Consider the following 13,961-nt stretch of genomic DNA (forward strand, 5'->3'; position numbering starts at 1 on the left):
GTATCTCAACTATCTATACCCTAATCTGTTGCAATAAGTTTCAAGAAATAAAAAAACCATCAGCGAATCGCTGATGATTTTAAGGTTACATGTAGACGACGACTGCAAGAATGGCTGCTAAGACAAGACGGTAAATCGCAAACGGAACGAGTTTGATTTTGTTGATCAGTTTCAGGAAGAAACGGATCGACAGCAGTGCAAAACCGAACGAAGCGATGAAGCCGACTGCATAAAAACCAAGGTCTCCGACATTGATATATTCCCAGTTCTTGACGAGTGACAAGGCACTTGCACCGAACATGATCGGAACAGCCATGATGAACGTAAAGTCTGCTGCCGTCCGGTGATTCATACCGAGGAAAACCCCTCCGGAAATTGTTGAACCGGACCGTGAGAAGCCTGGCCAGAGCGAGATACACTGGAACAGACCGACAAGGGCCGCCTGACGGTACGAAATTTGATCAAGCGTTGTTGTTTTCGGTTCTTTTGGTCCGAACTTATCAGCAGCAATCATCAAGATCGCGCCGGCGGCAAGACCGATGATGACGGTGTCGATCGAGAAGAGGTTCTCGTCGATGAAGTCTTCGAACAACAAACCGAGAACGGCTGCCGGCAGTAGACCAATCAGGACGTGGCGTAACTTTAATTTGTGTGTACCCGACGCATCATGTTCACCTTCAATTTTGTAAAGACCGATTAAACTGAACAACCGTTTCCAAAAGACGACGATGACAGCTAAAATCGAGCCGAGCTGGATAACGATTTTAAAGGTGTTCGCTGAGTACTTGCCCAGGAAATCTGTTGTCTGAAGCCACATGTCATCGACGATGATCATATGTCCTGTCGAGGAGACAGGGGCGAATTCCGTCATTCCTTCGACGAAACCGAGTAAAAGTGCTTTAAGTAATTCAATGATAGTCATGTTATTCTCCTTCTATATTTTTCTAATTAAAAACATATCATGTTTTATTCTTCTGAGATAGAACTAATCAAAATATCGGGCGCAAGTCTGAGACAAATGTGACTTGTTGAAAAAGAAAAAAGAGAGTAAGCTGTTCTTATAATCAAACAAACGTTTGAATGAGGTGGAGAAATGGAAGCGAAAACAGAACGTCTTCAGATTACAGGAATCGATTGTGCGAATTGTGCTGCGAAAGTGGAGCGGGGTGTTGCGAACGTAACAGGCATTGAACAGGCAGATTTGGATTTTGCCGGTCAGAAACTTTATCTGACGTATGAAAAGGATGCCGCATACGACGAGACGTATCAGGCAGTCGTCGAACGGATTCAGCAACTCGAACCGGATGTACAAGTGATACGGACAGTATCCGCAGAAGCGGTTGATCCGCATCAACAGGCGGAACATGACCACAGTCACCCGCACGAGCATGGTCCATTTTTAAACCGTACGAAAAAAATCCAGTACAGTATCGGGATGATATCGTTCATCGGTGCCTTTTTTGTTCCGGGATCAATTGACCTTCTATTTTTTACGATTGCCTATTTTTTAATCGGTTGGGATGTTCTTCGAACCGCTGTCAGAAATATCCGGCACGGTCAAGTGTTTGATGAGAACTTCCTCATGGTCATTGCGACAGCCGGTGCCTTCTTGATTGGAGAATACCCGGAAGCCGTCGCCGTCATGTTGTTTTATCAAGTCGGTGAGTTTTTCCAACACCGTGCCGTCGATCAGTCGCGAAAATCAATTGCCGCGTTGATGGACATCCGACCGGATATTGCGACGCTTGAAGATGGACGACGTGTGAGTCCGGAACAGGTGAACATCGGTCAGCGGATTCTTGTCCGAGCAGGGGAGAAGATTCCACTGGATGGAACCGTTCTTGAAGGGGAAGCCTTCATTGATACGACGGCTTTGACCGGTGAATCAGTCCCGCGTCGTGTCCGCCCGACCGAGCCGATTTTAGCCGGAACGATCAATACGGACGGTCATCTGTTGATTCAGGTCGATCGACGGTACGGTGAGTCGACCGTCGCTAAAATTCTCGATTTAGTCGAAAATGCGTCACGTCATAAAGCACCGACGGAAAAATTCATCACACGATTTGCACGGGTCTACACCCCGATTGTCGTCGTCATTGCAACACTTCTTGCCATCGTGCCGCCGCTTGTCGTGAACGGAGCGATGTGGAACGACTGGATTTACCGGGCACTGGTCTTCCTTGTCATCAGTTGTCCCTGTGCGCTCGTGATTTCGATTCCGCTCGGCTTTTTTAGTGGAATCGGTGCCGCTTCGAAACGCGGTATTCTTGTCAAAGGCGGAAATCATCTCGAAGCGTTACAACAACTGGATACGGTCGTCTTCGATAAAACGGGAACGTTGACGGAAGGTGTGTTTGAAGTCGTCGAACTGAACGCCGTTCATGGATCAGAAGACGAACTGCTTCGCGTCGCAGCGACCGTTGAGCAACATTCCAATCATCCGATTGCAAAATCGATTCAGCGGATGTATGCCCGGCACGGTTCTGTTTCAACCGCTGTTCAAGACTATCAGGAAGTAGCCGGTTCCGGCGTCGCCGGGCGGTTCGGCACGGATCAGATTCAGGCGGGAAATGCCCGGTGGTTCAACGAACTCGGCTTGACGCCGCTCAATCAGACCGAAGACGGGACTTATGTGCATGTCGCCCGAAACGACCGCTACCTTGGATATATCCGGATTGCCGACCGTATTAAAGATACGACGGTAGCAGCCTTGCGTGAACTAAAAACACTCGGGATTCGCCAGACAATCATGTTGACCGGGGACCGGCGGGAGACGGCGGAACGGATCGGGCAACAAATCGGGATAACGCAAGTAAAGGCAGAACTGTTACCGGATCAAAAAGTGGAACAACTCGAAGCGATCTTAGATCAAGCGAAGGGCCGGGTCGCGTTTGTCGGCGACGGGATTAACGATGCTCCCGTGTTGACGCGGGCGGATGTCGGAATTGCGATGGGGGGACTCGGAAGTGATGTCGCAATCGAGGCGGCGGATGTCGTCCTGATGACGGATGAACCGAAACAGCTCGTCGAAGCGATTCGGATTGCCCGGGCGACACGCCGGATTGTTTATCAGAACATCGCATTTGCACTGGGTATCAAAGGCGTGTTCTTATTGCTTGGTGCCTTTGGTGTTGCGACAATGTGGGAAGCTGTTTTTGCCGATGTCGGTGTAACGGTCCTCGCGGTCTTAAACGCGATGCGGATTTTACGAAAATAAGAATGGATGCACAATAAAACCTCTCCCGCGTAAAGATGGGAGAGGTTTTATTCGTGTTACATCAGCCGAGTGCGACGTCCAAAATCATCATGACCGTGAAGCCGACCATCAGACCGAGTGTTGCCAAGTCGGATCCGTTTTCAGCCTGCGATTCGGGAATCAATTCTTCGACGACGACGAAAATCATCGCGCCGGCAGCAAACGCCAAGGCATACGGCAAGAGCGGCTGAATAAAGAAGACGGCAGCAGCTCCGACCATAGCGGCAATCGGTTCGACGATCGCCGATAATTGTCCGTAATTAAAGGCGCGCCGGCGTGACATGCCTTCTCCGCGGAGCGGAATCGACAAAGCAGCCCCTTCCGGCATGTTTTGAATCCCGATTCCAAGTGCCAGTGTCAAGGCACCGGCAACGGTCGCACCATCCATGTTCAGTGCGGCTGCACCAAAAGCGACACCGATTGCGAGTCCTTCCGGGATATTGTGGAGCGTAATCGCGAGAAACAGTAACGTTGTCTTTTTCAGACCGGTCGAAGGACCTTCAGCGGTTTCGAGCGGAGCGGATAAATGCAGGTGGGGAGTTACGAAATCCAGGAGGCGGACAAAAAAACCACCTGCCAGGAAACCGATTGCGGCCGGCAACCAGGCAATTCCACCATCATTTTCCGTAAATTCAATTGCCGGAGCCAGCAAGGACCAAAACGACGCCGCAATCATGACACCGGCCGCAAAACCGAGCATCATATTCATGACCCGTTTTTCAATCGTCGTAAAGACGAAGACAAGTGCGGCTCCGAGTGCCGTTAACCCCCAGGTCATCATACCGGCAAGCAAGGCTTGCAGGACGACCGGAAGTCCGGTAAACCATTCCATCATACTAATCATTCCTTCTTTCAATTCCCATTCTTAAAATAAGTGCGTGAGGTACAGCAGCTTCTGTCTCTTCTACCCGTTTTCGATCCGGATGATTCGTCCGAGCGGAATCTCAAGCAATGAGGATCCATGCAAAACAAGATAAGCACGTTCCCGATGCACCTGCTCGATGAAACCAGATGTCGTGACATAGCCTCTTTCACTATAGTACGTGATTTCGAGCTCGATTCCTTCTATTAATGCTTGTTCGAGTAAGAACTGCCAAGGATACTGCAGTTGTTCATCGATGATTGGAAAATCGATATGATGTGTTTCAAGATAATAGGCTTTGAGCAACTGGATGTGTTCCGGCATCAAAAAGGGAAGCCACTTGAGATTTCCGCGGTCACGGTAACGTGTCATGTAAATCACCTCCGGGATGGCCGCCGACGAACCGGAGCCGGCGTTTTGCGACACTTGTATCGAGGAAGGAGACAGCGAGCCGGATCGTTCCTTTTCCGTAACGTAAATTGACATGGTCGATGGCTTTTAATAACCGTTTTCGGCGCCAGACCTTTGTATTGTCTTCAAATAAGGACAACTGAAGTGTTCCCTGATCCGGAGTGAGTTGTCCAAGAGCGACGGATAGAAAGCGGACCGGTTCACCGTCCAGCCAATTCGGTTCGAACAATTGGAGGACGTAACGTAACAACAGCCGTTCATCGGATGTCGGATAAGGCAGGCGGAGCTGTTTCGAAAAGCCGTCCCGCGTGACATGGCGCGAATAGCGGACGCCCAGGTGCACCGTCCAACCGACCTGATTGGAAAAACGGACTCGTGCCGCGACATCACTTGCTAATTCAGCCAAAACTAAACGAATCTGTTCGTACTGGTAATAATCGCGCATCAAGGTCACTCCATGGCCGATTGTTCTTTTAGCGTCCGGCGCAGTCTGGAATAAGGTCATCGGATTAATGATGGTCGGAGAACTGTCGATTCCCCAGGAATGGTGCCAAAGTTCTGCCCCGAGGACTCCAAACCGTTCGTGTAAGTCTTCCACCCGTGCTGCGGCCAGGTCACCAATGGTGTTGATGCCCATTACCGACAAGTGTTGCTCCATCATCCGTCCGACTCCCCACATCTTGCGAACCGGAAAATCATGTAACAACCGAGAGACATCTGCATACCCGCATTGTGCGATGCCTTCACGTTTTCCACGTAAGTCGAGCACCAGTTTTGCGATGACGTTGTTCGGACCGATGCCAATCCGGACCGGAATGCCGGTCTGTTGCCAAATTGCTGTCTGGATTTTTTGAGCTGTTTCAACATCTGATCCAAAAAGCCGTTCCGTTCCGCTCATGTCGATAAAATTTTCGTCGATTGAATAGATCCGGATAGCATCGGGCGGGGCAAACTGATGCAAGACATCCAATACTTCAATTGATGTTTTCATATATGCGAGCATCCGCGGTTCAACTAGTATAATCTGCTTTCGCTCCCGGTAAGGCAATTGTTCGATCTGATAGAGTCGACTGGCGGTCTTGATGCCGAGTTGTTTTAAGGCAGGGCTGGCTGCGAGGACAACGGATCCGGAGCGGGTCAAGTCCGATACGACAGCAAGTTTCGTCGTCAAAGGAGGAAGGCTTCGGTAACGGCATTCGCAACTGGCATAGAAGGAGACACTGTCGACACAAAAGATGCGTTGATCGGGAAAAGAGCTTGTCGGGTTCATCGGAAACACTCCTTGGTACTAAAAAGAACATTTGTTCTTATTTTTGATTTGACTATATCATGGTCTCAGTTGGTCTCAAATCAAAAAACCAAAAAAGAGTCAATCTTTGCTACACTAAAAAAGAGAAAAGTGATGTAGAAGGAAAGAAGGGGAAGTACGTGAAAAAACAAATCATTCAATTACCCGAGTTACCACATCAATTGACACCGGAAACCTTTGCGGATGTCGAAATCGATGACCCGTATCTGTACCAAACGCTGTATGAAAAAGAGACATTACCGGTCGAGCTGACAGAGCGGCTCGACGTCAATCAAGTCTGTTTTCGGAACGTCTCGTTTGCAGGACTGGTCTTTGAGCGGGCTTCATTTGAAAACGTCCGGTTTGAACAATGTGACTTCACAGGATGTCAGTTCCAGGACAGCCGTTTTCACCGGGTCATTTTTGAGGAGTGCCGTCTGACCGGAATTCACTTTGAGTCCAATACGGTTGATCATGTAACGATCAAAAACTGTCAGGCGAATTATGCTCAAATTATCCGGACAGCGTTACGTCACGTCGCAGTGGAACAGACGACGATGCGGGAAAGTCATTTCTTTGAAATGAAACCGACCGATTTCCGTCTCCATGAAGTTGATTTATCGGAAAGCCAATGGGTCGAGACGGCGTTAAAAGGACTCGATCTGCGGCACGTCGATCTGTCCGGAATCACGATTGATCCACGTTTCTTACCGGGTGCCGTCGTTACGGAAAGCCAGGCCATCACCTTTGCCCGGTTACTCGGACTCGTCATTCCAAGTCACGATTAACGATTAACAAAATGAAGTCCGCTGTCCAGTACTACCGGGACAGCGGACTTCATTTTGTTTAGAAGGAAATGGTTTCACCGTCATCCGGGATGAGGAAATGCGCGGACAGATGATGAGCGGCCAGAAAATCGGCAATCATATCGCGGCGCAGAAGACAATGGTTGACGGACTCGAGATGCGAGACGATGATCGTGGCTTCAGCCGCCGCCTGATGAACAGCAAGCAAGTCACGCTGGGACATCGTAATCGGTTCGCCGGTCAGGAATTGTGCAGCACCACTGTTGACGATGATGATATCTGGCGCATGTTGTTCAATCGCCGTCGCGACTTCATCACACCAAATCGTGTCACCGGTGATATAGAGCGTCGGTTCGTCCGGATGTTTCAAGACGAGACCGGACACGGTACCCATCCGTTGACCGATTTCACCGACACCGTGCTGTCCCGACGTATGGGAGACACGGATATCACCGAGCGACAGTCCGTCTTCGAATGAAGAGACATTGGTGAATCCGGCTTCGCGGATCGTGGCCGCATCCGTCTCATTTTGCGCATAAAGCGGAATTTGTTTCGGTAACACTTCTTTTGCCGTATCGTCAAAATGATCGGCATGCAGATGGGTGACGAAAATCGCGTCCGGATCAAGTAAGGTCGCGATATCGACCGGTAAGTCGACGAGCGGGTTCGGAACGGCATTCGGAGTTTGACCAAACGGCAGTAAGGTTCCTTTTTCACCGAGAAACGGATCGATTAAAAATACTTGATTGGCATAAGTGACGACGAGTGTCGCATTACGGATTTGTTGAATATCCACGGGCAGTCTTCCTTTCGGGTTGGGAATGTTTCACTGTTCGTTCATTTCCCATTCAGCCGCCGTGTTAATCATATTTGATCATCGATCGTTTTCGGAAGCAATTTTTCCATCGCCAGGACATCGACGTAATATCCGTTCAGCATACCCTGTTCCTTAAACGTTCCGACAATCCGGAAGCCGGACCGGATGTACAGTTTTTGACCGAGTCTGTTAAACGGAAACGTAAACAGAATCAACTTGTGGAACCCTTGCGTAATCGCGTGTTCTTCAATGACATGGAGCAGCTGACGCCCGATGCCTTGTCCGCGGTGGGTCCGGGTGATGTAGACCGACAGTTCACCGACCGATTGATAGACGGGGCGCGGATTGTAGGGGTCAAGTGAGATGAAGCCAAGAATTGTCGTTCCTTCATACGCTACAAACCCGGCATAGCGGGGTGTCCGTTCCTGATACCAGTCCTGCATGAAAGATAATTCCTTGGTATCCGTTTCAAGCGTCGCGATCCGATCTTCGATGCCTTCGTTATAGATGGCGAGAATGTCTTGTAAATCAGCTTCCTGGACAGGACGAATCATCATACACGTGACCTCCAATTCAAAAGAGTCTTTTCTTCATTATATAGGAGGAAACGAAAACAAGCGGTATGTTTGTAAGATAGGAATGAACACTAAAAAAACAGAAAGCCGGATAAACCGGACCATCTGTTTTCAGGAGAATCCTTTAGTTAGTTGTTTCGATCGGATCTTTTTCGTAAATCGGAACCCAACCATCCGTCGTCACGAAAATCCGGACGGCAACGACTTGGCGATCGTCCTGTAGTGTGAAGTAATGCCGTGTATTGACGGGAACGGAAATCAAATCTCCGGGGTTCAGTTCAATGTTGTAATAGCCGACTTCGTCGTCCTGGATCGCAAACACGCCGTGACCGCTGACGATGAACCGGACTTCGTCATCCGTATGGTGGTGCTCTTTCTGGAAGTTGACGAGCAACTCATCCAAGTTCGGTGTCGCATCGGACAGTGAGATGATATCGGCCGTCTGGTAGCCACGGCGTTCCGAGACGTCCGTAATTTCCGGCTCGAACGTATCGAGAATCGTTTGTTTGTCCGCGTCCGTCAACGTATAGGTGTCGACCAGTTCTGTCGGGAGCTTCGAGACATCCCATTGTTCATACAGGACACCACGTGAAGAAAGAAACGCGGACACCTCGTTTTGATCCGTATACCGTTCGTTTGTCTGTTGGAAAAGTACTGTTGCCATTTTAAATTCCTCCTTTTAATGAATCGCCTGTCGGCACGTTTGCAGTTTTAACGTGTAGCTGAATAAAAATTCAAAGGCTTCCAACTGTTTTTTCGCTTCAAAGGCAGTCGGTCCCCAGACGGTGATCCCGTGATTGCGAATCAGGACGGCACCGCTTTCCGTTTTTACATGCCTGGCAAACGTTGCGGCAAGAGTCGGGATATCCGCATGGTTCGCGATGACCGGTACGACGACTTCCGCGTCTTCTTCCCAGCGGCCGAGTGCCTTGATGATTTCCTGACCGGTAAACCGGATTTCCCCGCGGTCTCCGTAGAGTTCTGAAATGACATTGTTGTCGACGGTATGGACGTGAAGCGAGCAGCCGGCCGTCGTCCTGTTAAAAACTTCGACATGAAGTAAGGTCTCAGCAGAAGGATGTCCGTTTTGTTCGCCGATCAATTGACCGGTCGCGTCAACATGGACGAAATCGTCCGGCGTGTCCTGGCGTTTATCTTTCCCGCTGGCTGTCACAAGAAATTCCGTCGGACTGCTGTTCGTTCGAATGGCGAGGTTACCGCTCGTGCCGGGAAACCAGTCGCGTGCGGCGAACTCCTGCTTGATCGCGCGGAGTTCTTCGTATCGTTTCAAAAATGTCATGCATGCACCCCCGTGGTCTGTAAGTGTTTGACGATGTCATAAAACGTTTCAAACGGTGTATAGGGAATACCGTGCTGTTCACAGAGTGTAATCAGATAATCCCGGGCATAGACGTGATCAGCCTGTTTCGCCAGTTCAAAATCCGTCACGGAGTCACCGATGGCGATGATCGTATCGCCGTCCTGCTTCAACTTCCGGGCGATTGACGTTTTGCAACAGCCGCATTGATTGTTGCATGCCGCATCGCAAGCGTGCGGCCATTCAATCCGGACCGTCTCTTCACTGAAGTCACTGCCGTTGCAGTAAATCGTTTCATCTGTCAGTAAACCGGCAAGAATCGGTTCGACAAAAAAGTCAATTCCGCCGCTGACAATCGCAAAGTCGATTCCGTTTGATTTGGCAAAGGCGAGTAAGGTGTCGAAGCCGGGACGGATGACTGCCCGACTAATCAAAAAATCGACATAATCTTGTTTTCGATCTGATGGCAACAATCGGAACATCTGTCCGACCCCGGACCGGATCGACAGCGACCGGTCGAGCACACCTTTTTTTAACGGTTCAAAGCTTTCAGGCGGGGCAAACTCTTTCATTAAGGCGATGATGTTGTCGTGTTCCGTCACCGTGCCGTCGAAGTCACATAAAATCCGAGTCGTCATTTCGTGATCCCCCAGGCGTCAAGGGCGACCCGTAATTCTTCCTGCCGCGTTGCGGCACTTGTCAGCGATTCTCCGGTCAGTGCGGCGTCGAGCGCCTGACGGAATGCAAGGACACCGGCCGCTGCCCCTTGCGGATGACCGTGAACGCCGCCTCCGGCATTGATGACCGAGTCGGTACCGAAATCACGGACGAGCTGAGCGACGAGGCCGGGATGGATGCCGGCGGACGGAACCGGCAGAATCGTCTTCGTTTCTCCAATCCGCGTCGCTTCAACGGCAATCCCGCGGGCTAAATCTTTTGCGAGTGCAACGTTACCATAGGGAGACGGGAACAATGTCAAGTCAGCACCGGCCAGTCGGGGTAACGTTCCAAGCAGAACAGGAGCCGAAATACCGTATTCAGGACTTGCGATCAAGGCACCGCTTAAGGCCGGATGATTAAAAATCGGGACGGAAATGTCCGGATCAGCAGCCAACTCGCGCAGGACATCGAGTCCGTATGTAAATGTGTTGAGCAAGAAAGCCGTGGCACCGGCTTCAATCAGGCGTTTTGCCTGTTCCTTCAAACGAAAGACGGGACCACTTAACGTAATCGCGTACAGCGCCCGTTTGCCGGTCCGTTCATAATGAGCGTCGAGGACTTCCCGTCCGATTCGTGCCCGGTCGAGTGCCGGCGTCAACGGATTGTCATATAGAATCTCATCATCTTTGACGAGATCGATGCCGCCTGCGAGCTGAGCTGCGAGCTGTTCCCGTAAAAAGACGAGGTCCCGTCCGATGACTCCTTTGAATATACTCATCAACAGGGGACGGTCATGGACCTGAATCAACTGACGGACTCCTTCAATCCCGAATTTGGCACCGGGAAAGTCGTTCGTGAATGACGGTGGAAGCTGTAAGTCGGTTAACTTGATCTGTCCGTCGAGCGACAGTTTACCGAAGACCGTCGTTAAGATGGCGGAAAAGTCGCGCGAGACGTTGTGTTCCGGATAACGGATCGTAATGTAACCTTTGCCGTCATGTTCTTCTGTATGAACGACCTGTCCTTTGAAGGATTCGAGCTGTTGTTGTTCCAAGTGATTTAAATCGGTCCACGAACCGACCGTCAGACCGAGCGCGATCTGCTCTGCCCGTTTCGGCAATTGATCGGTCGTCCCGAGTTGGTATGTTGCGGTAATATACGCCATATGAGTTGTCTCTCCCTTATTGAAAAATACAAAAATGGTCCCTCGTCAATGACAAGAGACCATGAAAAATTGCGCGTGGACTCTTATCTGTCAGCGTAATAGCTGCAAGAATTAGCACCGTGCCAAGTGGTCGGTTGCTGCGACATCGTAGGGCTCGTCCCTCCGTCTGCTCTTGATAAGAATTGGATGAAATTGTGAAATCTAATTGCAATTTTTACATGAGATTCGTCACTTGTCAAACTATATTTTGAAAATTTATTTTTTTGAAAATACTTCTTCTATAGACGGTTCCGTTTTTGAATCCGTTTCACTAAAAATTGGAATTGACAGACGGTCAGCAACGCACGTAGTATTCAAATCAACATCAAATCACACGACAACTACATATCACTCTTATCGTGAGTTGGCAGAGGGAATTGGCCCGAAGACGCCGCAGCAACCGACCATCCGGCACGGTGCTACATCCAACAGACATTCGTCTGAGAGATAAGAGGACGGAGTATTCTACTGCGCCTCTTTTCTTTGACGAAAAGAGGCGTTTTTTCGTGTGATCACCAAGGAGGAAACCAAAATGGGATACCAAGCATTTACAGTACAGGACGCGATTGAACGGGTCCGGACACTCGGATTGATCGGCAATGAACCGGTGACGGCAGAGGAAATCGGGGACGGGAATTTAAATCTCGTTTTCCGGATTCAAGCAGGAGAAAAACGGCTGATTTTAAAGCAGGCGTTGCCGTATGCGAAAGTCGTCGGGGAAAGCTGGCCGCTGTCGCTCGAACGGGCCTGGATTGAACAATCGGCCTTAAAAGAATTCGCAAAAGTTGCCGTTCCGTTTGTTCCGCATGTTTACCATGCGAGCAAGGAAGAAGCATTTACGGTGATGGAGGATTTGTCACATCTGACGATCGTCCGGACCGGCTTGCTCGAAGGGGAACAGTATCCGCTGCTCGCGGAACACATCGGTTCGTACCTGGCGCGGACGCTGTTTTATACATCGGATTTTGCCGTCGGACCGGTCGCAAAAAAACAGATTGCCCGTCAGTACTACAATCCGGATCTGTGCGATATCACGGAGAAATTGATCTTCACGGATCCGTTTTATGATGCGGAAACGAATGCGATTGAAGCAGGTCTCGAAGCGGAAGTTGACCGGATTTGGAACGACGCGGAACTGAAACGGGAAGTCGCGAAACTGGAAACCCTGTTCATCACAAAAGGTGATGCGTTATTGCACGGTGACTTACATACCGGAAGTATTTTTGCTTCGGCCGATGAAACGAAAGTCATCGACCCCGAATTCGCATTTTACGGACCGTTTGGTTTTGATGTCGGACAATTCATCGCCCATCTCTGCTTTGCCGCGTATCCGAACTATGCCGAGTTACGGGAATCACGGGTGAAGGATATCGATACGTTTTGGCTGACCTTTGCGTCGACGTTCAAAGCGTTATGGGAACGCGAAGCGGTGGAACCGTTCCGCTCGGCGGACGGTCTTGTCGACGATGTGCTCAGCACGATTTTACAGGATGCACTCGGCTTTGCCGGATGTGAGTTGATCCGGCGGACGATCGGACTGGCTCCGGTCGCGGACCTCGAGAACATCACGGACGTGGGGGAACGACTCGAGCGGAAACGCCATGCGTTACGTTTGGGGACGGCTCTGATCAAACGCCGGACGGAATGCAAGACGTTCACTGATTTACGGAACTTTGATTTGACGGAGGAACTCAGCCGATGAGCCAATTCGTCCAAAGCATCATCTATGACAACGGGGCGGTGACGATCTTGGATCAGACCCGGCTCCCGGAAGAAGAACGATACGAGGTGATCCATGATTTGGCGCAAGCGATCGACGCCATCAAACAATTGCGGGTCCGTGGCGCACCGGCGATCAGTCTGTTCGGCGGCTTCATCCTTGTGCAGGAAGCGTTTCGGACGATAGGGACGCTGGCTGAAGTAAAACAGGAACTGTTGACGGTGTCGGCACAGTTACTCGCAACCCGTCCGACGGCGGTCAACCTGCGAAATGTCCTCGATGAGCTGAATCAGCTGATCGTTTCAGCTACGACGCTGAAAGAACTGCCGGTACGTCTCGAGCAAAAGGCATTGGAACTTTATCAGACGGATGCCAAGACATCCCGTCAAATCGGGGTGCATGCATTGGAATTGTTCGAGTCCGGTGACCGGGTCCTGACGATTTGTAATGCCGGATCGATTGCGACAGCGGCTTACGGAACGGCACTCGCCCCATTTTATCTCGCCAAGGAGCAAGGTATTCCATTATCCGTCTATGCATCGGAAACGCGGCCGCTGCTGCAGGGAGCACGCCTGACGACGTGGGAACTGCAACGGGCCGGAATTGACGTGACCTTGATTACCGACAATATGGTCGCCCATACGATTAAAGAAAAAAACATCACGGCCATCATCGTCGGAGCGGACCGGATTACCCGGAACGGCGATACAGCCAATAAAATCGGAACGTTTCAACTGGCGTTACTGGCCCGTGCTTTCGGGATTCCGTTTTACGTCGCGGCACCCCTTTCGACCTTTGATTTGACGAGCTTGTCGGGAGACGAGATTGAGATTGAAGAACGCGATGCCCGTGAAGTGACGCAACTGGCCGGAAAAGTGACGGCGCCGGCCGGTGTGGCAGTCTTTAATCCGGCGTTTGACGTGACACCGCACGAATTGATCACGGCAATCATTACGGAACTCGGAGTCATCAAGCATCCGTCCGTCGAAACGATCGAGCAGACAATCGGACAACAAATACGTTAATCAGACAGGGGAGATCGAG

14 protein-coding genes and 2 riboswitches are annotated in these 13,961 nt (G+C 50.5%); of the genes, 4 read left to right on the top strand and 10 right to left on the bottom strand.

Translation table 11 applies throughout. The features are described 5' to 3' along the window. Positions 1 to 85 precede the first annotated feature (85 nt). Positions 86 to 922, bottom strand: a complete 837-nt coding sequence (locus DVG79_RS12910) for an undecaprenyl-diphosphate phosphatase (RefSeq protein ID WP_114597090.1) — start codon at positions 920 to 922, stop codon at positions 86 to 88. Positions 923 to 1,093: 171 nt separating this feature from the next. Here DVG79_RS12910 and DVG79_RS12915 point away from each other — a divergent pair, with 171 nt between their 5' ends. Beyond that, the gene (locus tag DVG79_RS12915; RefSeq protein WP_114597091.1) at positions 1,094 to 3,217 is read left to right on the top strand and encodes a heavy metal translocating P-type ATPase; all 2,124 of its coding nucleotides are present in this window, start codon (positions 1,094 to 1,096) and stop codon (positions 3,215 to 3,217) included. Positions 3,218 to 3,278: 61 nt separating this feature from the next. Here the strand turns inward: DVG79_RS12915 and DVG79_RS12920 are convergent, their stop codons facing one another. The 3 genes from DVG79_RS12920 to DVG79_RS12930 form a co-directional block, all read right to left on the bottom strand. Next, positions 3,279 to 4,091: a ZIP family metal transporter gene (locus tag DVG79_RS12920; RefSeq protein WP_114597092.1), complete on the bottom strand. Its 813-nt coding sequence runs from the start codon at positions 4,089 to 4,091 to the stop codon at positions 3,279 to 3,281. 69 nt (positions 4,092 to 4,160) lie between these two features. Further along, positions 4,161 to 4,490, bottom strand: a complete 330-nt coding sequence (locus tag DVG79_RS12925; RefSeq protein ID WP_114597093.1) for a YolD-like family protein — start codon at positions 4,488 to 4,490, stop codon at positions 4,161 to 4,163. Further along, positions 4,474 to 5,799: a Y-family DNA polymerase gene (locus DVG79_RS12930; protein ID WP_114597094.1), complete on the bottom strand. Its 1,326-nt coding sequence runs from the start codon at positions 5,797 to 5,799 to the stop codon at positions 4,474 to 4,476. Before DVG79_RS12930 ends, DVG79_RS12925 begins: the two co-directional genes overlap by 17 nt. A gap of 158 nt (positions 5,800 to 5,957) precedes the next feature. Between DVG79_RS12930 and DVG79_RS12935 the strand changes: the two genes are divergently transcribed. Continuing rightward, positions 5,958 to 6,605, top strand: a complete 648-nt coding sequence (locus DVG79_RS12935; protein WP_114597095.1) for a pentapeptide repeat-containing protein — start codon at positions 5,958 to 5,960, stop codon at positions 6,603 to 6,605. 58 nt (positions 6,606 to 6,663) lie between these two features. Here DVG79_RS12935 and DVG79_RS12940 read toward each other — a convergent pair whose 3' ends face one another. The 6 genes from DVG79_RS12940 to DVG79_RS12965 form a co-directional block, all read right to left on the bottom strand. Beyond that, positions 6,664 to 7,419, bottom strand: a complete 756-nt coding sequence (locus DVG79_RS12940; protein ID WP_114597096.1) for an MBL fold metallo-hydrolase — start codon at positions 7,417 to 7,419, stop codon at positions 6,664 to 6,666. Positions 7,420 to 7,487: 68 nt separating this feature from the next. Then, complete coding sequence (locus DVG79_RS12945; protein ID WP_114597097.1) at positions 7,488 to 7,997, bottom strand: arsinothricin resistance N-acetyltransferase ArsN1 family A; 510 nt, start codon at positions 7,995 to 7,997, stop codon at positions 7,488 to 7,490. A 142-nt stretch (positions 7,998 to 8,139) separates the two neighbouring features. Then, positions 8,140 to 8,679 (bottom strand): 1,2-dihydroxy-3-keto-5-methylthiopentene dioxygenase, encoded by a 540-nt coding sequence (locus DVG79_RS12950; RefSeq protein WP_114597098.1) that lies wholly within the window; start codon positions 8,677 to 8,679, stop codon positions 8,140 to 8,142. Between the two features lie 15 nt (positions 8,680 to 8,694). Further along, positions 8,695 to 9,315 (bottom strand): methylthioribulose 1-phosphate dehydratase, encoded by a 621-nt coding sequence (locus tag DVG79_RS12955; protein ID WP_114597099.1) that lies wholly within the window; start codon positions 9,313 to 9,315, stop codon positions 8,695 to 8,697. Beyond that, positions 9,312 to 9,971, bottom strand: coding sequence for a 2-hydroxy-3-keto-5-methylthiopentenyl-1-phosphate phosphatase (locus DVG79_RS12960; RefSeq protein ID WP_114597100.1), 660 nt, complete (start codon positions 9,969 to 9,971; stop codon positions 9,312 to 9,314). Before DVG79_RS12960 ends, DVG79_RS12955 begins: the two co-directional genes overlap by 4 nt. After that, positions 9,968 to 11,158 carry a 2,3-diketo-5-methylthiopentyl-1-phosphate enolase gene (locus DVG79_RS12965; RefSeq protein ID WP_114597101.1) on the bottom strand — a complete coding sequence of 397 codons (1,191 nt, stop codon included), beginning with the start codon at positions 11,156 to 11,158 and terminating at the stop codon, positions 9,968 to 9,970. The genes DVG79_RS12960 and DVG79_RS12965 overlap by 4 nt, the downstream gene beginning before the upstream one ends. Positions 11,159 to 11,238: 80 nt before the next feature. Further along, a riboswitch (SAM riboswitch) is annotated at positions 11,239 to 11,340 on the bottom strand. 208 nt (positions 11,341 to 11,548) lie between these two features. Continuing rightward, a riboswitch (SAM riboswitch) is annotated at positions 11,549 to 11,651 on the top strand. A 78-nt stretch (positions 11,652 to 11,729) separates the two neighbouring features. On the opposite strand from DVG79_RS12965, the gene mtnK reads away from it, so the two are divergent. Beyond that, entirely contained in the window at positions 11,730 to 12,899 is a 1,170-nt protein-coding gene (gene mtnK / locus DVG79_RS12970) for an S-methyl-5-thioribose kinase (RefSeq protein WP_114597102.1), read from the top strand. Further along, positions 12,896 to 13,942 (top strand): S-methyl-5-thioribose-1-phosphate isomerase, encoded by a 1,047-nt coding sequence (mtnA, locus tag DVG79_RS12975; protein WP_114597103.1) that lies wholly within the window; start codon positions 12,896 to 12,898, stop codon positions 13,940 to 13,942. The genes mtnK and mtnA overlap by 4 nt, the downstream gene beginning before the upstream one ends. The last annotated feature ends 19 nt before the right edge of the window (positions 13,943 to 13,961 follow it).

The organism is Exiguobacterium sp. RIT594, assembly GCF_003339585.1.
Lineage (GTDB): Bacteria > Bacillota > Bacilli > Exiguobacteriales > Exiguobacteriaceae > Exiguobacterium_A.

Bases quoted from the DNA above. Each gene is read 5' to 3' on its own strand.
- mtnA (WP_114597103.1), top strand. From the start codon at position 12,896: ATGAGCCAATTCGTCCAAAGCATCATCTATGACAACGGGGCGGTGACG.
- DVG79_RS12930 (WP_114597094.1), bottom strand. From the start codon at position 5,799: ATGAACCCGACAAGCTCTTTTCCCGATCAACGCATCTTTTGTGTCGAC.
- DVG79_RS12920 (WP_114597092.1), bottom strand. From the start codon at position 4,091: ATGATGGAATGGTTTACCGGACTTCCGGTCGTCCTGCAAGCCTTGCTT.
- DVG79_RS12925 (WP_114597093.1), bottom strand. From the start codon at position 4,490: ATGACACGTTACCGTGACCGCGGAAATCTCAAGTGGCTTCCCTTTTTG.
- DVG79_RS12955 (WP_114597099.1), bottom strand. From the start codon at position 9,315: ATGACATTTTTGAAACGATACGAAGAACTCCGCGCGATCAAGCAGGAG.
- DVG79_RS12915 (WP_114597091.1), top strand. From the start codon at position 1,094: ATGGAAGCGAAAACAGAACGTCTTCAGATTACAGGAATCGATTGTGCG.
- DVG79_RS12960 (WP_114597100.1), bottom strand. From the start codon at position 9,971: ATGACGACTCGGATTTTATGTGACTTCGACGGCACGGTGACGGAACAC.
- DVG79_RS12950 (WP_114597098.1), bottom strand. From the start codon at position 8,679: ATGGCAACAGTACTTTTCCAACAGACAAACGAACGGTATACGGATCAA.
- mtnK (WP_114597102.1), top strand. From the start codon at position 11,730: ATGGGATACCAAGCATTTACAGTACAGGACGCGATTGAACGGGTCCGG.
- DVG79_RS12945 (WP_114597097.1), bottom strand. From the start codon at position 7,997: ATGATGATTCGTCCTGTCCAGGAAGCTGATTTACAAGACATTCTCGCC.
- DVG79_RS12965 (WP_114597101.1), bottom strand. From the start codon at position 11,158: ATGGCGTATATTACCGCAACATACCAACTCGGGACGACCGATCAATTG.
- DVG79_RS12910 (WP_114597090.1), bottom strand. From the start codon at position 922: ATGACTATCATTGAATTACTTAAAGCACTTTTACTCGGTTTCGTCGAA.